22 protein-coding genes are annotated in these 24,477 nt (G+C 30.5%); 7 read left to right on the top strand and 15 right to left on the bottom strand.

Annotated features, from left to right (window positions below; all coding sequences use genetic code 11):
* Both ACK5ON_RS07135 and ACK5ON_RS07140 read right to left on the bottom strand, forming a co-directional pair.
* Nucleotides 1-811, bottom strand: an 811-nt coding sequence (locus ACK5ON_RS07135; RefSeq protein WP_409821293.1) for a glycosyltransferase family 9 protein, incomplete at its 3' end; no start/stop codon positions are given.
* Between the two features lie 119 nt (nt 812-930).
* Nucleotides 931-1,536 carry a DUF4254 domain-containing protein gene (locus ACK5ON_RS07140; protein WP_396156357.1) on the bottom strand — a complete coding sequence of 202 codons (606 nt, stop codon included), beginning with the start codon at nt 1,534-1,536 and terminating at the stop codon, nt 931-933.
* A 79-nt stretch (nt 1,537-1,615) separates the two neighbouring features.
* Between ACK5ON_RS07140 and upp the strand changes: the two genes are divergently transcribed.
* Nucleotides 1,616-2,269 (top strand): uracil phosphoribosyltransferase, encoded by a 654-nt coding sequence (gene upp, locus ACK5ON_RS07145; RefSeq protein WP_396172790.1) that lies wholly within the window; start codon nt 1,616-1,618, stop codon nt 2,267-2,269.
* Here the strand turns inward: upp and ACK5ON_RS07150 are convergent.
* Nucleotides 2,264-3,193, bottom strand: a complete 930-nt coding sequence (locus ACK5ON_RS07150; RefSeq protein WP_409821203.1) for a DUF6427 family protein — start codon at nt 3,191-3,193, stop codon at nt 2,264-2,266. The genes upp and ACK5ON_RS07150 overlap by 6 nt on opposite strands.
* A gap of 45 nt (nt 3,194-3,238) precedes the next feature.
* On the opposite strand from ACK5ON_RS07150, the gene ACK5ON_RS07155 reads away from it, so the two are divergent.
* Entirely contained in the window at nt 3,239-3,469 is a 231-nt protein-coding gene (locus ACK5ON_RS07155) for a DUF6341 family protein (RefSeq protein WP_396172794.1), read from the top strand.
* A gap of 27 nt (nt 3,470-3,496) precedes the next feature.
* On the opposite strand, the gene purD is transcribed toward ACK5ON_RS07155, so the two are convergent.
* Nucleotides 3,497-4,777: a phosphoribosylamine--glycine ligase gene (purD, locus tag ACK5ON_RS07160; protein ID WP_409821205.1), complete on the bottom strand. Its 1,281-nt coding sequence runs from the start codon at nt 4,775-4,777 to the stop codon at nt 3,497-3,499.
* A 201-nt stretch (nt 4,778-4,978) separates the two neighbouring features.
* Here purD and ACK5ON_RS07165 point away from each other — a divergent pair, with 201 nt between their 5' ends.
* The 3 genes from ACK5ON_RS07165 to ACK5ON_RS07175 all read left to right on the top strand — a co-directional run bounded on the left by ACK5ON_RS07165 (nt 4,979) and on the right by ACK5ON_RS07175 (nt 8,678).
* Entirely contained in the window at nt 4,979-6,310 is a 1,332-nt protein-coding gene (locus tag ACK5ON_RS07165; protein WP_409821208.1) for a hypothetical protein, read from the top strand.
* Nucleotides 6,307-7,392 carry a non-hydrolyzing UDP-N-acetylglucosamine 2-epimerase gene (gene wecB / locus ACK5ON_RS07170; RefSeq protein WP_409821211.1) on the top strand — a complete coding sequence of 362 codons (1,086 nt, stop codon included), beginning with the start codon at nt 6,307-6,309 and terminating at the stop codon, nt 7,390-7,392. Before ACK5ON_RS07165 ends, wecB begins: the two co-directional genes overlap by 4 nt.
* A 101-nt stretch (nt 7,393-7,493) precedes the next feature.
* Nucleotides 7,494-8,678 carry a glycosyltransferase family 4 protein gene (locus ACK5ON_RS07175; RefSeq protein WP_409821214.1) on the top strand — a complete coding sequence of 395 codons (1,185 nt, stop codon included), beginning with the start codon at nt 7,494-7,496 and terminating at the stop codon, nt 8,676-8,678.
* Here the strand turns inward: ACK5ON_RS07175 and ACK5ON_RS07180 are convergent.
* The 10 genes from ACK5ON_RS07180 to ACK5ON_RS07225 all read right to left on the bottom strand — a co-directional run bounded on the left by ACK5ON_RS07180 (nt 8,675) and on the right by ACK5ON_RS07225 (nt 20,126).
* Complete coding sequence (locus ACK5ON_RS07180) at nt 8,675-10,042, bottom strand: undecaprenyl-phosphate glucose phosphotransferase (protein ID WP_409821216.1); 1,368 nt, start codon at nt 10,040-10,042, stop codon at nt 8,675-8,677. The two genes, ACK5ON_RS07175 and ACK5ON_RS07180, sit on opposite strands and share 4 nt — an antisense overlap.
* Nucleotides 10,043-10,048: 6 nt before the next feature.
* On the bottom strand, nt 10,049-11,032 hold the full coding sequence (locus tag ACK5ON_RS07185) for a UDP-glucuronic acid decarboxylase family protein (protein ID WP_396172806.1): 984 nt from the start codon (nt 11,030-11,032) through the stop codon (nt 10,049-10,051).
* Nucleotides 11,029-12,393 (bottom strand): O-antigen ligase family protein, encoded by a 1,365-nt coding sequence (locus ACK5ON_RS07190; RefSeq protein ID WP_409821219.1) that lies wholly within the window; start codon nt 12,391-12,393, stop codon nt 11,029-11,031. The genes ACK5ON_RS07185 and ACK5ON_RS07190 overlap by 4 nt, the downstream gene beginning before the upstream one ends.
* On the bottom strand, nt 12,326-13,441 hold the full coding sequence (locus tag ACK5ON_RS07195) for a DUF1972 domain-containing protein (RefSeq protein WP_409821221.1): 1,116 nt from the start codon (nt 13,439-13,441) through the stop codon (nt 12,326-12,328). Before ACK5ON_RS07195 ends, ACK5ON_RS07190 begins: the two co-directional genes overlap by 68 nt.
* Before the next feature lie 44 nt (nt 13,442-13,485).
* Nucleotides 13,486-14,802, bottom strand: coding sequence for an ATP-binding protein (locus ACK5ON_RS07200; RefSeq protein ID WP_396172812.1), 1,317 nt, complete (start codon nt 14,800-14,802; stop codon nt 13,486-13,488).
* Nucleotides 14,803-14,996: 194 nt separating this feature from the next.
* On the bottom strand, nt 14,997-16,136 hold the full coding sequence (locus ACK5ON_RS07205; RefSeq protein WP_409821223.1) for a glycosyltransferase family 4 protein: 1,140 nt from the start codon (nt 16,134-16,136) through the stop codon (nt 14,997-14,999).
* Nucleotides 16,129-17,379 carry a hypothetical protein gene (locus tag ACK5ON_RS07210; protein ID WP_409821226.1) on the bottom strand — a complete coding sequence of 417 codons (1,251 nt, stop codon included), beginning with the start codon at nt 17,377-17,379 and terminating at the stop codon, nt 16,129-16,131. The genes ACK5ON_RS07205 and ACK5ON_RS07210 overlap by 8 nt, the downstream gene beginning before the upstream one ends.
* Complete coding sequence (locus ACK5ON_RS07215) at nt 17,360-18,643, bottom strand: lipopolysaccharide biosynthesis protein (protein ID WP_409821229.1); 1,284 nt, start codon at nt 18,641-18,643, stop codon at nt 17,360-17,362. Before ACK5ON_RS07215 ends, ACK5ON_RS07210 begins: the two co-directional genes overlap by 20 nt.
* Before the next feature lies 1 nt (nt 18,644).
* Nucleotides 18,645-19,376: an FkbM family methyltransferase gene (locus ACK5ON_RS07220; RefSeq protein ID WP_409821232.1), complete on the bottom strand. Its 732-nt coding sequence runs from the start codon at nt 19,374-19,376 to the stop codon at nt 18,645-18,647.
* A gap of 213 nt (nt 19,377-19,589) precedes the next feature.
* Nucleotides 19,590-20,126: a hypothetical protein gene (locus ACK5ON_RS07225; protein ID WP_409821235.1), complete on the bottom strand. Its 537-nt coding sequence runs from the start codon at nt 20,124-20,126 to the stop codon at nt 19,590-19,592.
* Nucleotides 20,127-20,364: 238 nt separating this feature from the next.
* Here ACK5ON_RS07225 and ACK5ON_RS07230 point away from each other — a divergent pair, with 238 nt between their 5' ends.
* Together ACK5ON_RS07230 and ACK5ON_RS07235 are read left to right on the top strand one after the other, a co-directional pair.
* Complete coding sequence (locus ACK5ON_RS07230; RefSeq protein WP_409821238.1) at nt 20,365-21,843, top strand: glucosyltransferase domain-containing protein; 1,479 nt, start codon at nt 20,365-20,367, stop codon at nt 21,841-21,843.
* Nucleotides 21,844-21,886: 43 nt separating this feature from the next.
* Entirely contained in the window at nt 21,887-22,834 is a 948-nt protein-coding gene (locus ACK5ON_RS07235; protein WP_409821240.1) for a glycosyltransferase family 2 protein, read from the top strand.
* Between the two features lie 445 nt (nt 22,835-23,279).
* Here ACK5ON_RS07235 and ACK5ON_RS07240 read toward each other — a convergent pair whose 3' ends face one another.
* Entirely contained in the window at nt 23,280-24,458 is a 1,179-nt protein-coding gene (locus ACK5ON_RS07240) for an ATP-binding protein (protein ID WP_409821242.1), read from the bottom strand.
* Nucleotides 24,459-24,477: the final 19 nt, after the last annotated feature.

Below are 24,477 nucleotides of genomic sequence, written 5' to 3' on the forward strand. Positions count from 1 at the left end.
TCGCACCCCAAAGTGTGATGACTTTTATACCAAGCATAGCAGCAATATGAGAATTGCCGCTGTCCATAGAAAGCATTACGTTGAGATTGGAAATAAGTTGCAATTCTTGGTGCAAATGGAGTTTCCCAGCAATAGTTATTACGTTTGCTTTTTTGTTTGCAAGAGAATTTAAAATTTCAATTTCTTTGTTTCCGCCACCAAAAAGAAAGATTTTATGGGTTGTGTTTGAGGCCAAATCATCAATCACTTTTTGCATTAAATCCAAAGGATATACCTTGCTTTCATATTGAGCAAAGGGTGCAATTCCAATCCATTTATTATTTCCTTTTTCTCCCAATATTTTTACAATCTCATTGGATAAAATGGCTTTTTGAGGAAAGATTGGATTAGATATGTCAACCTTAAAACCCAATTGATTAAAGGTATCAACATGTCTATCCACCATAGATTTTACAGGTTGGAAGATTTTATTGACGGCTCTAGTAAGTGCTTTTTTCTCAGCCCTGCCTTTATCGGTAAACGCTACTTTTTTTCCACTGAATGCAAATAACTTTCTAATGATTTGAGAGCGCAAAACGTTGTGTAAATCGGCAATAGCATCGATGTTACGTTTCTTCAAATCCGAGTACAATTTCAGTAAGCCGAAAAAACCTTTGTGTCTTCCTTTGACGTCAACCGAGAAGAAATCAACATTGTGAATTCCGTCAAAAAAAGGTTTAAAAAAAGGCCGTGAAACTAACGTGATTTTTACTCTAGGGTTTTGTTCTACAAAAGCTCTAATAACAGGAACCGTCATCGCCACATCGCCCATGGCAGATATTCGGATGACGGCTATATGTTGGATTGGTTTTGACAAATTATATTTTTTAAAACCATTAAGAAAAATTAAGACGATACTTAATAAAACTTATTGCCTTAATGGTTTATCCTTTACTTCTTATTCTGATACAACACTGGATTCAAATCATCATCGTTGTACATTTTCATTTGCTTATAGACTTTCATGAACTTGTCTCCGTTTTCAATGTCGGTCAATAAATCATTGATAGAAATAAACATATCACTTTTTTGGTCTAACAATACATTTAATTTCTCTCGACATTTCGCTCTGTGTTCAGCCGAAGCTTCTGCGCGATTGGCTTCTTCGCTCATGTGGTAAATTTTCAAAGCTAAAATCGATAATCTATCAATTGCCCATGCCGGACTTTCGGTGTTGATTTTAGCATTTGGTTTTACTTGAACGGCTGCGTGTTTTTGCAAAAAATAGCTGTCTATATATTCCACCATGTCGGTACGAACTTGGTTGGATGCATCAATTTTTCTTTTCAAGTCTAAAGCGGCTACGGGGTCAATATTTGGGTCGCGAATGATGTCTTCATAATGCCATTGCACGGTATCAACCCAGTTTTTAGCATACAATAAATATTCGATGGTTCCTTTGGTATGAGGATTTAATGTTGGCTGATATACATCATCAATAATGTGATACTCTTTAATACTTTGCTCGAAAATAGGAAAGGCAAATTGTGAAAACATAAGTTGAAATTTTAATTTACAAATATAGTTTTTATACATTTGACTTGAAACTTTAAACCTTAAACTTTAAACCTTTATCATGCACATTCATTATATTTCAGAACAAAATAGTATTCTCAATCATTTTTTGGCTCAAATTCGGGATGTAACTATCCAAAAAGACAGCATGCGTTTTCGTAAAAACATAGAGCGCATAGGCGAAATCATGGCATACGAGTTGAGTAAAACGTTAGACTATGAAAAAATAGATGTGCAAACACCACTAGGTATAAAACACACAACCACTATTGCTGACCATGTGGTTTTATGTTCTATTCTTCGTGCTGGATTGGCTTTGCATACTGGTTTTATGAACATTTTTGACAATGCCGAAAATGGATTTGTTTCTGCCTATCGTCACCATTATGATAACGACGATAAATTTGAAATTTTGGTAGAATACCAAGCAGCACCATCATTTGAAGATAAAAACTTAATTTTAATTGATCCTATGTTAGCCACAGGACAATCGATTGTAGCGGTTTTACAAAAATTACATTTGGAACAAAAACCAAAAACAATCCACATTGCGGTGGTAATTGCTGCTCCAGAAGGCATTGCTTTTTTAGAAAAAAACCTTACTGCCAATTGCCATCTTTGGGTAGCTGCTCTTGATGAAAAACTCAACGAAAAAAACTATATTGTTCCTGGTCTTGGCGATGCTGGTGATTTGGCTTATGGAAGCAAATTATAGTTGTGTAAAAAAGCAGAGACAACTCCCGACAATTAATAATAACAATACTATTTCCTGATACATTTTACTTGGAGATTGTTCAATATTATTTGTTCCCATTACCGCTAAAGGAAACAAAGTAAAAAGCAATATGGTGTTGTCTTTTTGTGGCGAAATCAAAAAAACTAGTAACCCAATCAAAAATCCAAATATCATTTTCTTGTAAGAAGCTTGAAGAATTAGTGGTCTGTTTGTAAATGTAAAAATCATGGAGAACACAAAATAAACCGCTATCATCGCATACAAAGACAAAGCAATATTTTGATAATTATTAGTGAAATAATCGAGTTGGAAATTTGTTTGTGTTTGATTTAAAAGATGACTTATCCATGTTTTATCAATAATAAATGCTGAAAGTAAAAAGATAACAGCAGTCGCAAAAAATGCTACAAATGGTAAAAGCCAATTTCGGTAATCTCTGGAAGCGTGAAAAATTATAGATATGTAAACCAAAATTATGAAAAGGATGGACCAAAAATGAAACAAACTAGCAATAAAAATCCAGATAGAAGCATCGAAAATCTTCTCCTTTGGTGCTTTTAATGTTTGCAATGAAATCATTCTTCTGATAGCCAAAAGCAGAAAAAAATTGGCAACTAATAAATTTGAATTATTAAAAACCGATGGGAAAAGAATTAGCAATAATAAGAAAAGAAATATAGCATAACTACTGTTTTTGGTTATTCCATTTTTTTTGACAATGAAATTGACAAGGAAAAAAGATGTAATTAACAAAACTAACAACAATCCTTTTTTAAAAAAATCATTAGTCACAAATGCAGTATCTGATTGGCTAAACTGGTATATAAAAAAGAAAGTTACTAATAAAAATACAACAAAAGAATAATTTAGAATAGTTGATTTTTTAAAAATGCTTGTAATCATGAGGATATTTTATACATTTGTGCTGTAAATATAACATTTTATAAAATGAAAGCATTTTTTGAAGGCATTCAATCACTTTTTGTTGATTTTTTGTTTCTACCTCTTGACCTTTTACGTCATTTAGAACTCAGCAACTGGTGGTTGGCCAACATTGTAAGTTGGACACTGGTGATTATTTGTGGATATTATATGGTATATTGGTGCAAACAATTACAATCACACCAAGACAACAATGAAGAAAACCAAGATACGACGGCTCACTCTTTTTTAAAGTAAAAGCCCCTTAATCCCCAAAGGGGAAAATTAGGAATTATCTAAATCTTTGCCAATATCTTTTCTAAAATACATCTTATCAAAATGTAGCTTGTCTATATTTTGATAAGATTTTTTTATGGCTTCTTGGAAATTCTCCCCAAACGAAGTCACCGCCAAAACTCTTCCACCATTACTCACAACTTGTCCGTTTTCTAACTTTGTCCCTGCATGAAAAACGATAGAATCCGCTACTTTTTCAATACCCAAAATGACTTTCCCTTTTTCATAATCTTCGGGATAACCGCCAGAAACGACCATTATTGTAGTAGCGCTTCTTTCGTCGATGTCTAATGTAACTTCATCCAATTTTTCATCGGCAACCGCTTGGAACAATTCCACCAAATCCGATTTTAACCTAGGAATTACCACTTCGGTTTCAGGATCGCCCATTCTCACGTTGTATTCTATGACAATTGGTTCGCCTTTGACGATGATTAATCCAATAAAAACAAAACCTTTGTATTCAATTCCATCTTTTTGAAAACCTTCAATCGTTGGTTTAACAATTCGGGTTTCAATTTTCTCTAATAAAATAGCATCTGCAAACGGCACTGGAGAAATTGCGCCCATTCCACCTGTATTTAATCCGGTGTCGCCTTCGCCAATACGTTTGTAATCTTTAGCTGTTGGTAGCATTTTATAATTTTTCCCATCGGTAAGGACAAAACAACTCAATTCAATTCCGTCCAAAAATTCTTCAATCACTACTTTTTTACTTGCCTTTCCAAATTTTGCGTGAACTAACATATTACGCAATTCTTCCTTAGCTTCCGCCAAGTCTTGAATTATCAAAACCCCTTTTCCTGCTGCTAATCCATCGGCTTTTAAAACATATGGTGGTTGCAGCGTTTCAAGAAATTCGTAACCTTTTTCAACTGTTGCCGCAGTAAAACTATCATATGCTGCTGTTGGAATATGGTGTCTTATTAAAAATTCTTTCGCAAATTCTTTACTTCCTTCCAATTGAGCGCCAACTTTTGATGGACCAATTACTGGAATGTTTTTTAGAGTTTCGTCATTTTTAAAAAAATCATAAATTCCTTGAACTAATGGATCTTCTGGACCAACAACTACCATTTCAACTTTTTCTTGAAGAACAAGAGATTTTATGGAGTCAAAATCTAAAATGTCAAGACTACAATTGGTTGCTATTTGAGCAGTTCCAGCATTTCCTGGTGCAACAAAAAGTTTGGAGCATTTAGGGCTTTGGAGCATTTTCCATGCTAAAGCGTGTTCTCTTCCACCAGAACCAAGAAGTAAAATTGTCATCTGTTTTATTGTTTTATTTCGCTACGCTCACTACAGTTCGTCTGAGCCACGAGTGTTATTTGGCAAAAATAGCTTGTTTTGAACTGAATTTAAAGATATTATTTTAAAATATTTGTTGTTTGTGGCATATCGTATTTGGATTTCTTATTTTTGAAGAAAATAGATTTAATAGTTCTATAAATGTATCTAGAAAAGTAAAAAATGGAAGTTTACAATAAAGTTTTAAAAAGGATTATTCTACCTTTAAGTGAGTTTATTTTTAATATTCCTTTGTCAAAAGAAATAAAAAAACTCGATTTTTTTACTCGCTTATCTGAAACTGAAATAGAAAAATTGCAGCAACAAAAACTTCTCTTGTTATTAGCCCATTCTGTTGAAAATTCAAGTTATTATAAAAATTTAAATGTCGAAATTGATGACAATAACACTATCGAAAGTCTAAAAAAATTTCCAATTTTAACAAAATCTATTTTAAAAACTAATACAGATTTCATCTTAACTCAACCAAAAGAAAAGCTTTTAAAAAATGGAAGTAGTGGTTCTACAGGAGAACAAACTATAATCTATTGGAATAGAAAAGAACAAACCATTAATAGAGCAACACAGCTATTATGGTGGAAATGGGCAAATTATGAACTTGGTGATAAATTAATTCAAACGGGAATTAATCCAAAGAGACTTGGGCTGAAAAAATATAAAGACTTTTTTTTTAGAACAAAATACATTCAAGCTTTCTCTCACAACGAAACTGACATAAAGAAAGTCCTAGAAAAAATAGATAATCATGAAGATTATGTTTTAGCTGGATATGCATCTTCCCTTTATGTAATTGCAAAAATTGCACAAGAAAATAATATAAAGGTTAAATTCAAATCGGCTATTTCATGGGGTGATAAACTTTTTGATAACTATAAAAAAACCATACATGATACTTTTGGATGCAAAACTTATGAAACATATGGCTCGGGTGAAGGATTAATGATTGGCGCTCAAAAAGATTTAGATTATATGTATCTGATGGCAACAAATGTTTATGTAGAAATACTAGATGACAATGGCAATGAGGTTGAAGATGGGAAAATTGGAAATGTAATTATTACAAATTTAAATGGTTATGCAATGCCTTTAATTCGTTATAAAATTGGTGACCTAGCCATAAAATTGCCTAAGAATAATTATTCAGCTAATAGAGAATTAAAATTACCTATTTTTCAAAAAATTATAGGTCGAGATACTGATATTGTAAAAACACCTTCTGGAAATTTTTTAGTTGTACATTCTTTTACTGGTATTTTTGAACATATTCCTGAAATAAAACAGTTTTGTGTAATACAAAAAAAAATATCAGGAATTGAAATTCAATATATAAAAGATGAAGGTTTTAATGATGGTATTCTAGAAAGTATTACAATTCAAATTCAAAAAAATTTAAATGAACCATTTGAAATAAAATTTGAAGAGGTAAAAGAAATTATGCCAACAAAATCAGGAAAACCTCAATTAATTGTTTCACATTTGATAAACAAATTATGAAAATAACTATTATCGCAGGCGCAAGACCTAATTTTATTAAAATCGCACCCATAATCAAGGCGATTGAAAAGCGACAATCTGAAGGTTCTAACGTTTCCTATCGTTTGGTGCATACTGGGCAACACTATGATAAAAACCTCAGCGATACTTTTTTTGAAGAATTAAATATTCCACATCCTAATGCCAATTTGGAAGTGAAAAGCGGTTCGCAAGCGGAGCAAACTGGTGCAATCATGATAGCTTTTGAAAAAGAGCTAATTCAAAATCCATGTGATTTAGTTTTGGTTGTTGGCGATGTCAATTCGACCATGGCTTGTGCGATTGTAGCTAAAAAAATGAATACAAAAGTAGCTCATGTGGAAGCTGGAATTCGTTCGGGCGATATGAAAATGCCAGAGGAAATTAACCGAATTGTAACTGATAGTATAACTGATTATTTCTTTACTACGTCAACTTCAGCATCAGAAAATTTATTGAAAAATGGGGTTCTATCTTCTAATGTTCATTTTGTGGGCAATGTAATGATTGATACATTATACCAAAATTTAGATCGGATTTCTGCCCCTGATTTTTGGAACGAATTTAAGTTAGAAACTAAGAATTATATCATTTTAACGTTGCATCGGCCATCGAATGTAGATGAAGAAAAATCGTTGATCGATTTATTGAATGGCATAGATAAAATGGTTGGCAATAAAAAAATAATTTTTCCTATTCATCCTAGAACTAAAGCGATTTTAGGAGAAACAAATTTAAATTTTAAAAACATATTATTTGTAGAACCGCAGGGCTATTTAAACTTTATGTTTTTGATTAAAAACAGTTTTGCTGTGATTACCGATTCGGGTGGAATTTCCGAAGAAACAACCGTTTTAGGAATTCCTTGTTTCACTATGCGAACTACCACAGAAAGACCAGAAACTATTGATATTGGCACTAATAATTTGGTTGGGATTTCAATTGAAAACTTAACTTTAGCGTTTACAAAATTTCTACAAAATGGTTTGCCAAAAAAAGGAATTCCCGAATTGTGGGATGGAAAAGCATCGGAGAGAATTATTGATATACTTTTGAAGGTTTAACTAGAAAACTCACTAAGAATGTACAAAGTACACTATTTTTGTTTTTGTAAATAATATAACTTTGCAAACCTTGTGTTTCCTGAGTGTCTTTGTGGTAAAAAATGCTAGAAATACTAATCATATCCAATTATTATCCTCCCGAAAAAGGTGCTGCTGCTAATAGAATTGAGCAGTTAGCACTGAAATTACATCAGAATAATTACAAAGTTTCTGTGGTTTGTCCATTAGGGAATTATCCTGAAGGAAGATTATTCAAAGAATATCAAGGAAAATTTTCAGTAACTGAAAATAGAGAAAATATAACTGTAAAACGCCTTTGGATTTACCCTAGTGTGAGTAAAAATGTTTTCATTAGGTTACTTTCCGTTTTATCGTTTTCATTGAGTCTGTTTTTCTATTTACTATTCAAAAAAACTCCTGAAAAAGTGGTTGTGCAATCACCTCCTTTGTTGCTTTCTTTTATTTCGGTTTTTATCTTGTCGTTGAAAAACAAAAAAGTTATTTTGAATGTTTCCGACTTATGGCCATTGGCCGCCATCGAATTGGAAGCGTTAAAAAAAAATTCCTTTTCTCATAAAATTTCTTTGTTTTTAGAACGTTTTATTTATAAAAAGGCAACACTAATTTTGGGACAATCCAATGAAATTATAACTCACATTCATTCGCTATTTCCTAAAAAAATTTGTTTTTTATATCGCAATTTTCCAGATCATCAAGTTGAAAATCTAGATTTAATTACAGAAGAAACTAAAACAATTACAATTTATTACGCAGGGCTTCTAGGAGTTGCACAAGGCGTCATGGAATTGTGTGAAAAAATTGAATTAGAAGGTTTGAATATAGAATTTCACATCTTTGGTGATGGCGCCGAAAAAAATCAAATAGAAGCACTTATTTCATCTAGAACAGAACAAAAAATATTCTTTCATGGAATGTTGAACCGCAAGGAATTGCATGAAAAGTTAAAATGGTTTGACATTGCCATTGTCCCCTTGAAAACTAGAATTTATGGGTCTGTTCCTTCCAAGATTTTTGAATATAGCTCGTTGGGCTTTCCTATTTTATATTTTGGTGGTGGCGAAGGAGAAAACATCGTTTCTGATAATAATTTAGGTTGGATTGCCGTAGTGGGAGATTACCAAGATTTAAACAAAATACTTGTTGAAATTTCAAAGTTGACAAAATCAGAGTTGGAAGAAATGAAAAAAAGGATATTTATTAACTCTCAAAATAATTTTAATTTAGATTATCAAGTAAAAAACTTAATTGAAAAAGATGTTTTCTAGTAAGCTTTTTCTTCTCCTTTGAAAATATTAATCACTGTTTGAAAAATGATTTTCAAATCCATAATCATTGACCAGTTTTCAATATAAAACACATCCAGTTTGATTCTATTAACCATATCTTCTTCTGTTTCTATTTCGCCTCTGAAACCTTTAACTTGAGCCAAACCGGTAACACCAGGTTTTACGTAATGACGAACCATATACTTTTTAATTTTAGACGCATAGGCCTTGTTTTGTGACCACAAGTGCGGTCTTGGACCAACAACAGACATGTCTCCCAAAAGAACATTAAAAAATTGTGGAAGTTCATCAATACTAGTTTTCCTCATAAACTTACCTAATCTAGTTACACGAGGATCATTCTTTGACGCTTCTTGTTCTGTAAATCTATTGAGTTGCATAGAACGAAACTTATAGCAAAAAAATTCTTCTTCATCTAAACCAGGCCTTCCTTGTTTGAAAAAAACTGGTCCTTTTGATTCTAATTTAATTAAAATTGATAGCAATGGTATTAACCAAGACAGCAATAAAGTAATTACAAGTATAGAAAAGATAACATCGAAAGCTCTTTTAATTCCTTTTATTATTGGATTGTGTAATTGAGTTTTTTGAAGTGATAATACTGGAAATAATTCGTAGTAATCTATCTTTAAATTTTTTGAAAAAATTTCTTTAGAGTCGGGAATGAATTTTATTGCTTTTTTGTTGTCATCAGCAAATTCAACTAATTCTTTAAGCTTTTCATTTGAAATTTCATTTAACGAACAATAAATTTCATCTATTAAATGGTCAGTCGTGAACTTTTCAATTTCATTTATTTTTCCCAAAACTTCAGGATTCTTGATTTTATCTGAAAAGTATCCAAAGAATCTATAGCCGTAATCTTTTCTGTTTTCAAAAACTTCTTTTAATCGAATGGCTTCAGGTGTGTAACCAATTATTACTGCATTTCTAAAATTACTTCCTGTTACAATTCTATATTTCTTGAGGTAAAAAAACAGAAAATATTTAAATCCCACAATGATTATAAAACTCAATGTCAAAAAAATGGCTATTGCTTTTCCACTAAAAATAGCTGTTTTTGCAAAAGGGAAAAAGGCGATAACGATTAGCAAAAAAATGCTAAATTGTTTTACCAATTTTGTGATAATTTCTACTGGAGTTGTAAATCTAAAAACCTCATAATATTTAACTATGATTGCAATTAGAAACCAAGTAATAGTTTGATAAATCAAATAATAAAAAATATTAAGTTTGAGTTCCCTAAAGAAAAACAAACTTAATGCAGTTATTACAATTAGATCAAAGATTATATTTATTGGTCTAATGTATTTTGAATATCTTCCTGTTTGCTGTGCAACCATAAAACACTAGTGGATATATCCTTTAAAATCTTTGTGCTCTTCTTTTAAAAGTTCGTCTAAAGAAAGTGATTTAAAATAAGCGTAAGTCAATTTCATTCCTTCATCACGCTTTACCTTTGCCTCCCATCCTAAAATTTCTTTTGCTTTAGTAGTATCAGGTTTGCGTTGCATCGGATCGTTTATGGGTAAATCATGATAAACTACTTTTTGATTTGTTCCCGTTAATTTAATGATCTCATCTGCAAAGTCTTTAATCGTGATTTCGTCTGGATTTCCAATGTTTACTGGATAAACATAATCAGAATGTAATAATCTGAAAATTCCTTCAACTTGATCAGTTACATAACAAAACGAACGTGTTTGACTTCCATCGCCAAAGATGGTTAAGTCTTCACCACGCAATGCTTGCCCAATAAAAGCTGGAATTACACGACCATCATTGAGACGCATTCTTGGTCCATACGTATTGAAAATCCGTACTATTCTAGTTTCTACACCGTGAAAAGTGTGGTATGCCATGGTTATGGATTCTTGGAATCGTTTGGCTTCGTCATATACGCCTCTTGGACCAATGGTGTTTACGTTTCCATAATATTCTTCGGTTTGCGGATGAATTAACGGATCGCCATACACTTCAGATGTGGATGCAATTAGTATTCTAGCTTTTTTTACTCTCGCTAATCCTAAAAGATTGTGTGTTCCTAGCGAACCAACTTTCAAGGTTTGAATTGGAATTTTTAAATAATCAATCGGACTTGCAGGAGATGCAAAATGAAGGATATAATCCAATTTACCGGGAACATGAACAAATTTAGTTACATCATGATGATAAAACTCGAAGTTTTGAAGTTTGAATAAATGCTCAATGTTTTTTAAATCCCCAGTAATCAAGTTGTCCATTCCGATAACGAAATATCCCTCCGCTATAAATCGATCACAAAGATGCGAACCTAAAAACCCTGCAGCACCCGTAATTAAAATTCTTTTCATATAATTTTTTGTTCTTGTCTAGAATTATTCAAAACAATTCCGGAATTAAATAGACAATACAACATCGTGAAAAAAACCACTCCTCTTTGTCTCCAAAGGAATGATTCGGTCAAAAATAAACTTATCATTAGAAATGCGAAAACAAAATGAACGAAATTTTTAGATTTTAATGCGTTTTTTAGATTAAGCCCTAACATTAATACCAATATTAGAAATCCGAAAACACCCAATTCGGCAAAAACTTGAACATATTGATTGTGAAAATTCATCTTTTGGTATCCATTATTGGAATGATCACCTTCATATACATTATAAGCCACTCCTTTTGCTTCTATTTTGGGATAAGATGCATTCAAACCATAACCTTTCCAAAAGATTTTATCTTCATTCATCATTTCTAAAAATAATCTGAACTGATATACTCTAAATGCCGTTCCATTGAAATAATCATTTGGTGTAAACATTTCATTTGTCCATGCCTCTTTTATGCTAACATAATGAACCCCAACAGGAATTCCTTCAATAACATTGGCACTTAAACTTTTGTCAGTATTTGTTTGAAACTCTACTTGGAACCTTTGTTTTATTCTTCCAATTGAAAAAATTATTGCAATTAACAATCCAAAAACGATTAAATTGCGTAAACGCATTTTGTGTGCCGTTTTCGAAAAAAAGAAAATATATATTAATACTAAAAGGATAACTGCCAAAACCATATTTTTTGAGGAAAGCAATAATAAAAATCCAAAAAGCACTACAGAGAAAAAATAGTCAGCTTTTGATCTTATTTCCTTAGTAAAAAAATGAAAAAAAGCCACTGCCACAAATACTGATATATGAATGGCATTTAATAATTTGGGGACTAATCCATAATCATCTTCATTCTCTCCATGGTAAAAGAAAACCCTAATATCATCCTGCATAAAATAACGAACTAAAGCTCTTATAGAAAAGAATAATGCCAAAATTACCATTGAATAACTATAAAAGGAAATTAGCTTTTGTTTTTGGGCTAGCGAAAAATCTTTAGAAAATAAAAATGCTAGTGGAATGAGTAACAAGAAAATTTCTGTTGAAATACCTGACAAAGTGCTTTTTTTGTCGATAGTCCAAAAATAAGAAACTACCATTAAAAAATACAGCGTTATTGGGAGTATTAAATTAATTTGAAATTTGAAATTTGATTTTTTGAAAGTCAAAAGTACCACTAACAAAAATAAAGCTAAGGCAATATTATTTATCGCAAAAGATAACGGAATGGTAACTAAAACTAAAAGTGTTGGAATAAAAGAACTATTGCTTGTGTTTTCTTTTATCAGATTTTGAAAAACAGTCTTCAAAGAGTTGTAAATATTCCCCATTAATTTTTTCCCAATTAAATTCGTTGACAATGGAGTCAAAATTGTTTTGAACCAATTGCAAGTTATCATTTTTTTTGATAGTATTCAGAATATTTTTCACTTCGTTTGGAGTTGAAAAATAAAAGCTGTTTTCTTTTAATATTCCTTTGTTAAAATCATTGTTGTGCGCCACAACTAATGCTTTTGAGGCCATTGCCTCAAGCAATGATGGGTTTGTTCCTCCAACAGAATGGCCGTGAAAATATAAATTAGAAAAATAACGAAGGTTATTCAAGTGCTCTAAATTATAAAGTCCGCCAATAAAAAAAATATTAGAATGTTCTTTAAACTTGTTTTTTAAATAATCCCCATACTTTGTTTGGTGTTTTCCAATCACTAAAATTGGCATTTTGTCTTCAGTTATAGCGACACCTTCCAATACCATGTCCAAGTTATTTTCGGGTTCAAAACGGGCCATTATCATGTTGTAATTGTTTTTCTCAACATTGTATTCTTTTAAAACACTTTCATTTGGAGTTGAAAAAGGATAGGCACCATAAGCAATGTAAGTAGATTCTTTTTTATATTTCTGTTTTAAGAACTTTTGAATTCCTAATGAATCCGAAACGAGAAAATCACTACTGTTGGCAGCTAATCTTTCGGCAAATTTTAAAAATTGCTGCACGGGTTTAGAATATTTAGTTCTTTTCCATTCCAAACCATCCATATTGGTAATAATAATTGATTTTTTTGGTAAAAGAAAATGCCAAATGGAATTGCTGGTGTACCCTAATTGCAGAATAATATCAAAATCTCTTTTACGAGAATCCATGATGCAATTGAAATCATAAATAAACTGGCCAAAGGTTCCCATTTTATGTTCCGGATCATATTGGTGAAGGATATTCACCCCGTGAAAAGATTTTTCCTGAAAAGGATGATCGTGGGAATTGTAGCAATATACCTCATGACCTTGTTCGACCAAATACACCGAAAAAAATTCAGCAAACTGTTCAAAACCACCGTAATAGTTGGGTACACCACGAGTTCCTAGAATGGCTATTTTCATTAGTTTTGTTTTTATGACGCAATTATGACGCAATTATGACGCAATTATTTTAAAAAATAAACTGCGCCTGCGCCTTTAACTCCTGAGTTTATAAAAATTTCTACATCAACTAAAATTTTTAAATCTCTACTAGCGGTTTCTCTGGAGATATTGTTTATTATTTGGTATTCTTTATTTGTGATTTTATAATTATCTTTAACATATTGAACTGCTTTTATTTGTCTTTGGTTTAAATTTGTGGTTTGTTTTTTTGTAGAAAAATCGGTTGTTTTTGTTAAGGTCACCAAAACACCTCCATTTAATGGCTCTATTGTAGGTTCTGGTAATTGAAATTGTTTGCATGCGTCTATAATTTTCAACGTTCCTCTTCCCCAAGAATCTATATAACCAGCTCTAAAACAAATATCTGCAACTAGAGGATTTCTAGGAATTGATATGTGGTAACCTTTTAAACTTTCAAAGGACAAATTCTCTGGAAGATTTCCTTCGTTCCAAAGTGATAATTTATTGTCATAAACTCTCAATTGAATTGCCGTGCCAGTATAAGTTCTGTGTACTAAAGCATTAAGTAACATTTCACGAAGAGCTGCATCTGGATATTCGCTTGTTTCTATGCGAAGCATTCCATCAAAAGTGATGTTTTTTATTAAAAATTTTCGGCCTAATTGATCTACAACATTTTTAAGAAGCTTAATAATATTACCCTCTTCTATTTCTTGAAATCTTAAATCGTCATCGCTAGTGCCAAAACGACCTAGTTTTACTGTAACATTTGGATAAAACCTGTTTGGATCTTTAGCAAATAAGATAATTGCTGCTCGTTTTAATTTGCCGTTTTCTGTTAGTCGCAATTTTTCAAACAACTGAGTTGTTGTTAAATCTTCGACCTCAAAAATTCTTCCGCTTCTTTTGGCATCATTAATAAAATAATGAACACTATTTTGGTCAATATCGTCAAAAGTTGCTGTTTGCTCAATAACATTATCCCATGTTTGCCCTGATTTTTTTAGTAAAAACTCGTTTAGTGCATTTCCTGTAAGTTCTAATTTTGTGCTTCCTGTTCTGTAATAATATCTTCCACGCAATGAAATGGCTACTGTATATTGAGGCACAATAATTTCTATAAAATGGCGATTGTTTTTTTTGAGCACGTTTATTTGTGCAACAATAGCTAAATGTTCTCTAATTTTGTTTGGAATAGTTTCTAAAAGATTTTTGTAGTCTTTTAATCCTGTAACGTTTCCATTATCATCAATTCCTATAAAAATTTTACCGCCAAATGCATTAGCAAAACCACAAACCCATTTTAGGTAGTCATCGTGCCAATTTTGTTTCCACTCTATGTTTTGAGATTCAATCAAGGTTGTATTTTTATTTTTAAAAGAGCCAAAATACAAAAAATTTGATATTTCTCTTCAGCAAACTGTTCAAAACCACCGTAATAATTGGGTACACCTCGGGTGCCGAGTATTGCTATTTTCATAAAGTTGTTTCTATTGTGATGGTAAAAATAGAAAAATTTGAATTTATTAAAAGGAATTGATTTGTTTTTAAATTACCGCTCGAACAGTTTAACAAAACTACTAACATATTTTTCTTCCGAAAACTCATTTATAGCTCGTTCATAACCATTGTTTGCAAATGAGTTTCTCAAATCTTTATCGTTAAACAGTTTTTGGATTGCAGTTGCTAATTGTGTTTCATTACTAGGTTCAACCAGAAAACCGGTTTCATTGTGGATAATTATTTCCCTTAGTCCGCCATGATTAGAGGCAATTAAGGGTTTCTTTGCCAACATTGCTTCTAAAGCTATTAGTCCAAAAGACTCAGCTTCTGTTGATGGTACGACTATTATATCGGAGAGATTAAAAATAGGCCTCAAATCTTTCTTGAATCCTAAGATTTGTATGTTATTGTTTAGTTTTTTTTCTTTTATTATTTCTTGTATTTCTTCTAAGTAATATTCCTGCCCAATAACTGGGGAACCAACAAATAATAGTTTTATGTTTTTTTTATCTTCAAATTGATTCACAAATGTACTCAACAACCATTTGTGCCCTTTTAATCTATTTATTCTGCCTATTAAGGTTATAATGAAGTCATTATTATCAAATCCAATACTTTCTCTATTAGTTTTTACATAATCTTCGCTTTGTGGTTTCAAGCCATTATGAATTACATGAGTTTTCATGCTTAAATCTTTTTCTCTAGAAACCAAATTATACATGGTTGCTTTAGAATTACAAACAACAACATCTGCATATTTATTCAAGAGTTTTGGAAAAATGTATGCAATGAATTTCGGATGTACAATAATTTCGTGAACATGCCAAATGTGTCTTATTTTTCTTTTTTTAGCATATATCATTCCCAATAAAACGGCCAAAGTATTAGAATAAACAAATTCAAACTTGTGTTGTTTATTAAGTTCGTCTAAAACTTTTATGGCTATTTTAATTTGTTTAAAAAAGAGTAAAATGTTTTTTGGGGTAAACATTTTACGGTAAAGCTTTAAGACTGGCGCAATTATGACATTAATGTTTTCTTTTTCTAGTTCTTCTTTTAATGGACCATCGAGCGGAATAACAACAGTAGCTCTAAATTTAGACTTATCCAATTTTGAAAGTAGTTGTAAAAGTGTTTTATCTGAACCGTATAAATCTGCTGATTGATGGATAAATAGAATATTAATCATTTTGGACCACTTTTTGTCGTTTTGACATTATTATCTCCTTGTAACAAATTAATGCTCCAAGTAAGATTATTTTATTGTCTGCCTTGAAATAAAACCCCATAAATACCCAATAGGACATTATCATAAATATTCCCATGCCTAACAATAATAAATCGATTTGTTTTATAATAGTTATCTCAGAACTTGTTTTTCTAAAATAAATACCCAAAGAAAACAATAATAATAGTACGCCTATCAAACCTGATTTGAGAAAAACGGTCATGTAGCCATTATGTAAAATAGAAATATATCTCAACTTCATATCGCCAAGTTGCAATTCCTCCTTTAAATCTACTTTGGAACCTAATCCTTGACCGAAAGCAATAGAATAAAACCCATCACCTGTTACCTGTCTTACGGTCATAATGTTTTCGTAGGAACGATAATTGTCGTTAAATGCTTTCCAATCATTTCTGTTAACTTTTGTTTTAAAAGCTTCTTCTGGGATGATTTTAATTTTATAAAGAAACGCCTCCATTCCCGGTCCATTTCTTTTTGGATTAAAAACTAAAATAGACGAATAACCTATAATTGTGACAATTGCAACTGTTACTAGAATTGTAACATTTCTTTTATTGGCAACAAAAAGTCCTTTGAGCGCTAGAAGTAGTATGCCAAGTTGAATAAAGTTAGTTCTTGCTAAATAGAGAAAGACAGATAATGCTATAATTGCAGTATACCATCTTATTTTTTGAGGAGAAAAAGTCACTTCGAATCTCTTATGAAACAAAATAACTATAAGAGCAAATACTTCAAAATCACTGAAAAAGCCCCCAAAAAATCTTAAATCATTTATATTGAGAACTTTAAAAAAAACGACTCCTCTTACCAAAAAAAACAAGTGAATTAGCGAAAATACAAAACCCGTTTTTACTATAATATTAAAAATATTTGAATTTATTTTTTTGCATAATTGATACCCTAAAACAATTCCTATACAAGGTTTAATCATGTAAGTTATATCTCTTAGTACGTAAAAGGGTTGGTGTTCATTAAAAAAAGTAACTACCAAGGCGAAAATAAATATTCCAAGAAAAAAAAACAACTGTTTAATTAGCCCAAGAGAATAAGTATTCTGAACTGTGAACAATGCCGCAATTGACCATGTGGCAATAGTTAACTCAAAATTATCAAAATAAGGAATTACAACGCAAAGAATAAAGATAACTTCAAAAATTGATTTTTTAGCAAGTACTGTCTTCATTTATTCTGTTAATTTTTAAGAAGCAATTGAAATAGTATAAAAGTATAAACAATAATTCAGCAACTATTAAAGTTAAAACAATACCTGTTAGCTGATATTTTTTTGTTAGTAATAATAATAATATAATATTTACACTAGTTACAAAAATAGTAATTCTTATATAGCTTTTAGTTTGGTTCGAAATAAACATTAGCTGTTCCAAAGGTAATGATATGGAAAGCATAAACGAAACAAGTAACGAAACTCTAAAAATTACATTAATTTGATTGACTACTTCTTCAGATAAATGAAAAAAGGTGAGTATTTCCCTTGAAAAAATAAAAATTAGTAATAATCCAGCAAAAACTAAAACATTATTTAACCGAGAATATTTTTTCCAAAATGACAAGCCATTTGCCTTATCCAATATAAATTTATAACACACTTTTGGGTAGAAAAATTTTAAGTAGACTTGATTGAAAGTTCTAAATAGTGTTATTACTTGTTCCATTACTTTGTATTGTCCAGCAAAACTATATCCCAAAAAATAACCAGTTAAAATTAGTGGCGAAAGTTGTCTGGCTGATAAAAACAATTGAGATATACAAAATGTAAAATCATTTTTTAAAACGTCTACAAATTCCTCCTTTTTTGGAAAATATAATTTTAATTTGAGTTTTTTGATTATGATTGTTAGCCCAAGAAGATTAAAAATTAAAGCGCTAAATCCTAAATAAAAATTAACCCAGATGTAATCGGTTTTTTCTATTATTAGTAAGAAAACCAAAAGAACATAAAGCGTTTTCGAACATATATTAACAATGCTTACAAGTTTGAAATTTTCAATTCCTTGTAAAAACCAAACAGGATTAAAAATTTGAGCAAAAACAATAAGTAAACTGATAAGGAAAAGGTGTTTTTCTTGGGAAAAGAATGGAATAAAAATCACTAATAAAATAGCGATAATAGAGGCAAATACAAAGAGAATTATTTTAGTAAAAATGGCCAGAAATAAAATGTTTTCAAGCTCGTATTTATTCTCTCTGTTTTCTGCTACTTGTTTTGTCCCTTTAACATCAAAAGAATAATCGACAATTAGTATTAAAAAAAGTGCTAGCGCAAATCCCAAACCAACTTTACCAAAACCTTCTATTCCGCATACTGCAACAACTAATGGCGCAATAAGTAATGGACTTAATAAATTAAAAGATTGGCCTAATCCATAGATAAAAAAGTTACTTTTTGTTTTATCTTTAATTAGACTATTTATCTTTTTTTTTATCATTCTAAATCCAAAAATGAATTAATACTGGCTTTGGGGTTTTTTCATAAATCCCTTTTACATAATAGTTGTATTCGGGTACAAATCCTTTTATTAATGCTATGATTTCATCGGGATTATTTTGAGTATGATAGGTCGTAATGGCTATTTTTGGCTTGTTTTTTTTAATAGTTTCCTCAGCGCCTTTCAACATTTCCAACTCAAATCCTTCAATGTCTGCTTTGAGATAGGTTATTTTTTTGTTTTTCAATAACGTGTCTATTTTGCTTATGGTAATTTTATAGGTATTGTCATCATTATCAACAGCAACTTTTCCATCGAGTGAATTCTCATCAAATGGTATGATTCCATCTTCATTTCCAACAGCAACATTAAACAGGGTCACTTTATCAAGATGGTTTACAAAAGTCTTTTTAAGACAATCTATAAATATCTTACTTGGTTCAACCATATAAACGTGTTTACAATTATCTATAACTGTAAGTGGAAACAAACCTTCGGCTGTTCCAATGTCTAAAATAATTTCTCCCTTTTCAACAATTGTTTTTTCTTTTTGATAATAATGCCAATCATTCTTATCAAAAGTTTCGGCTATAACTTGGTCAAGTCTGTCTAGTGAAAAAGAAATTGGCCAATGAAAAACATCGTTAAAATTATGAAAATTAATTTCAATATCTTCTTTTTGCTCAATAGTATTAATGCACCTTTTTGCAATAGTTTTAATCTTTGGCTTCATTAAAAACGCAATCAACTCCACAAAGCTAACATTGTTTTTGTGGCCTAATAACCAAAAAAATAATATGTTTACTCTTCTCATTTTAAATAACAAAATTGCTTTCAGATAGTAAAAAAACACTTTGTTTTTTTATAATTTGTTTTCAAACTTTTTTCAATAAACAAAGCCATAAGTTATTTTGACTTATGGCTTCGTAAACCAAATGTTTTTTGATTATTTAGCTAATTTAGCTATCTCTGGTCCTAAATTGGCTTCTTGAGGATATAAAGATGGTGCTTTAGTTGGACCAACTGCTTTTATTAAACCTGTTGCAGGATCAAATGTACATTTACTATCATCAGCTCTAAAAAAGTTTATTAATTCTGCACCTACTATTTCTCTTGTTTTGCCTTTGTATTCCATTTTTACGCTTTTCAGCGTTATGTCTTCTTGGTCTTTCTTTATCCCCAAGTCCATTCTAAGTTGCGTAGGATATGAACCTTCTGGTAATTCAAAAACTACATCTTGTAATGATTCACTACCCTTAACTCCATGCCAAATTGGGTCGTCTTTAAAATTTATTGAACCGTCTTCTGTATAAAACAAGCTTAAATCATCATCTTTTTTAATAATAAGTTTCAGAGTAACTTTAAAATTATTTGAAATTACTTCAGAAGTATCTTCATTATTTTTAGTTTCAGATTTATCATTTTTACAGCTTGAAAATGTAGTAATAGATATTAGTAATAATAAAATTAATTTTGTTTTCATATGATAGATTTTTTGCAAACTTAATAACTAATTTAGTAATCTACAACATTGTATTAGTATAAATGATTTTACTCTATAACAAATAATCTATATCAATATTAACAATCAACCATACTTAAATCTTTTTTTAATGTAATTGAAAATTTAATTTCTAAAAATTTGAGTTGTCTTATAGTGGGCTTTGGATAAAATATTATGTTTGTAGTATATTCAATTTATCTCTAAACAATATACGTTTATGAATCATAAAATCTCTGTTGAGCAATTTAAACTTTTGATTTTTTCAATTTTTACAAGTCTGGTGACCTACGGCTTTACATTAACAAATTTTTCACTTAGTATTGATAGTGAAACCCCTGTTTATTCTGATTTCTCATTGACTTTAGGAAGATGGGGAACTAATTTGGTAAGGTATCACATTTTTGAAGGTCACTTGCCTTACTTTACACTTCTATTAGGGCTTCTCTTGCTTTCATTAACTTCAGTTGAACTTTCTAGATTGTTTAAGTTTAATGGTACTACAGGTTATTTGTTTTGTGCGCTTTTTCTAACTTTCCCACAGTTAGCTTATCAACTTATTTTTACCATGCAAGCAGATGTAGTTCCTTTGGGTTTTCTTTTTTCAACATTAGCTGTGTCATTATTTCTTGAAAGTACGAATACTTTTTTCAGTTTTAAATCAATATCCTGTTTTTTTATTTCCGCTTTATTAATTATGTTCATAGTGGCATTATACCAAGGATTAGTCTTGATTCCTGTTATAATTTATATTATTATCTTCTTTCAAAATACTTTTGAAGAAAACTTCAGTTTTAAATTAGAAATTAGAAAAACTCTATATTTTGCTGGGGTGATGGCGCTTGGACTTGTTTTATATTATGTTTCTGTAAAAATAATTTGTCCTCCAGTTGATGGCGGTTATTTGTCTTCTTATCTTACTGGTAATTCTGATAATCAATTTTCAAACTCTGTTTCAATTTGGTTTGAAAATCTAACGGGGAAATTTTACTATGGCGAAAAACTTTTTATTATTGCAACAGGAATTTCTTTAGTCCTTTTTGTAAAATTTATAATTCAAAAGCAACTTTTTGTTCTTCGTTTCCTTACTTTATTTACGCTTTTACTAGTCCCTTTTGGGTTTTCATTTTTGATAACAAACGGTTACCATCCTCCTAGAATATATGTCACTTCTGGTATTGTCTTTGGTTTTGTTATTGTTCACTTCATTTCAACTTTGAAATGGGAGAAAGTTACCATTTGGGCTGTTTCATTAATATGCATTACAAATATCTATTTTGTGACCAATTTATTTTATTCAAATTATAAAATTTTCAATCACGACAAAGATACTGCCCGAAAAATTGATAATTTGATACAAACAAAATACCCAAACTTTGATCCTAATATTAACTATGTTTATTTTTATGGTTGTTTGCCATATGAACATCATGGAAGATATAGACTAGATAAGTCTGAGGCTTTTGGTGGGTCATTATTCAGTTGGGATAATGGAGATAATTACAGAATAATCAATTTTTTCAAATTTAATGACATCAATTATTACAAAATGATTGATAACAAAGAAACCTATCTTAAAATTAAAGATTCGATTGAACCAATGCCTATCTGGCCAAATCAAGAGTCTATAAAATTAATAAATGACGTTCTAGTGGTAAAATTGGGTACGACAAAAGGAACTGCTTTGTGGGTAGAATAACAAGACTATTTATATATCATTTTACGAAATTTTAAATTTAGTTATGCAAAAACCAATAATTGGAATCGTATCACCATGTTTTAATGAAGATCTAGTATTGAATGAAACTTCAAATCAATTGAATACTATTCTATCTGATTTAATAGCAAAAAATTGTATCTCCGAAAAGAGTTTCGCTGTTTTTGTAGATGATGGAAGTAAGGATAAAACTTGGCCGCTTATAAAAGAAAATTCCAAACAATTAAAACACATTAAAGGATTAAAGCTTGCAGGAAATGTTGGTCATCAAAATGCCTTATTAGCTGGACTACTAACTTTTAAAGATGAAGCAGATGCATTAATTTCTATTGATGCTGATTTACAGGATGATGTTTTAGTAATAGAAGAAATGATACAAAAGTTTACTTCGGGCGTTGACGTAGTTTATGGTGTTAGAAAAGAGAGAAAAACAGATACTTTTTTTAAAAAAAACACAGCTTTACTTTTTTATAATTTGATGAAAAAAATGAAGGTTAATATTATTCACAATCATGCTGATTATAGATTGTGTAGTCAAAGAGTTTTAAATGCTTTGGCTGAGTTTAATGAGGTAAATTTGTTTCTAAGAGGCATTATACCGACGATTGGCTTTGCTAAAGATATTGTTTACTATGACCGATTAGAGCGCTTTGCTGGTGAGTCCAAATATCCTTTCCGAAAAATGGCCGCTTTTGCCTGGAATGGCGTTACTTCATTTAGTAATTATCCTTTAAAATTGGTAACGATAATAGGTTTTTTAATCTTTTTCTTTTGTTTGATTATGACTGGCTATGCGCTTTTCGCTTTATATGCTGGAAATGTAGTTCCAGGATGGCTATCAACTGTTTTGCCAATGTATTTCTTGGGTGGTATTCAATTGTTTTGTTTTGGAATCATTGGAGAATATATAGGTAAAATTTATTCTGAAGTAAAACAGAGACCAAGGTATTTTATTGATAAAAGAGTGGATTAATTTAAATAAAAAAGTGTTGAACCCACAAATCCTGCGCCACCAGTAACTACTATTTTCATGTTGTAATTGTTTTTAAACTTTCCACCCAATTTTTAATATTGATTCCAAAAGTATTCTTGATTTTAGTTTTATCCAAAACGCTCTATCTTGGGCACTTTGTTGGCATTAAAATTCATGCGAAAATTAATTTGTAAATCTATAAAATCTGAATTAAAAACTCTTTCCATTTTCAATAATACTTTAGGAAATTTAACTATAGATTACAAACAAATATTTAAAAAAAATTACTTTTTCGGAATTGAATTCCGAAAAAGTAAAATTAACGTATTTTCAAAAAACTTATTTAATTTGATTTCCATAAAACAAGGACTCTAAACTTTCCTCCCTTTTTTCAATTTCTGGTCAAAATTGGATTTGGTTGTAATAGTAAAACAATTATTCTCCATCAGTATGTTTTAATCAAATTTAATTTTTCTAATTCTATATATAATGTTTGTAAATCACATACTTTCCAAAATTCATTCAGTTGATAATCGGCTTTATCAAATGTAACTACAAAATTGGTTTTGGATTTTAAATCGCTTATGGTTTCGCTGTTGCCTCTGCTTATTTTTGGGTTGTTAGATAATTTAATTTCTATAGTTGTTATTATTTCATTTCCGTTTATTAAACACAAATCTACCTCTGCACCACTTTGGGTTCTATAAAAATAGGGTATGCAATTGGTATTTAACCTTGAAATTATTTGTTCAATTACATATCCTTCCCATGAGTTACCCGCAATCGGATTGGCAATTAAATCATTGTATGAATGAATTTGTAACAGCGAATGCAAAATTCCTGAATCTCTAATGTATATTTTTGGGCTTTTTACTAATCGTTTCCCAATATTGATATAAAATGGTTCTAGTCTTCTAATAATAAACGAATGTTCTAAAAAATCGATATACTTTTTCACTTGTACACTGGATATTCCCAATGCGTTTCCCAACATAGAATAGTTTACCACCGATCCTTGAATGGAAGCAATCATTCGCAGTAATTTAGATATCATAACTGGCGAGGCATTTAAACCCAACATTCTTAAATCGGTTTCAATATATGTTTTTATATAAGCTTTATGCCATTCTTGCCACAAATAGTCATTTGGCGAGAGAAATGCTTTTGGATAACCGCCTTTAAACCAATGTGTTGATATTGAATATTGTAGGGTTTCAAAATAGGTTAATGGTGTTAGCTCTTTATAAACAATTCTTCCTGCTAAAGTTTCTGAACTTTTTGCTAATAATTCTGGCGATGCTGATCCTAAAAGGATAAACTGACCTGGTTTTTCTTGTTTATCTATTAATGAACGTAATAAAGGAAATAATTTTGTTTCTCTTTGTATTTCATCAATTATTATGAGTTTGTCCTTGTTTTGGTTGAGAAACCATTGTGCATTATTGCTTAAAATTTCATAATCATTAGTGTCCTCTAAATCTAAATACAATATTGGTTGACTAATTATTGGTTCTAAATTTTTTACAAAAGTTGTTTTTCCTACTTGTCTAGACCCTAAAATGGCTACACAAGGAAAAAAATCTAATAGCGGAATTATTTCTCGGCTTAATTCACGTAATATCATTTTGCTTTTTTACAAATTT

The organism is Flavobacterium sp. (assembly GCF_046317795.1).
Taxonomy (GTDB): domain Bacteria; phylum Bacteroidota; class Bacteroidia; order Flavobacteriales; family Flavobacteriaceae; genus Flavobacterium.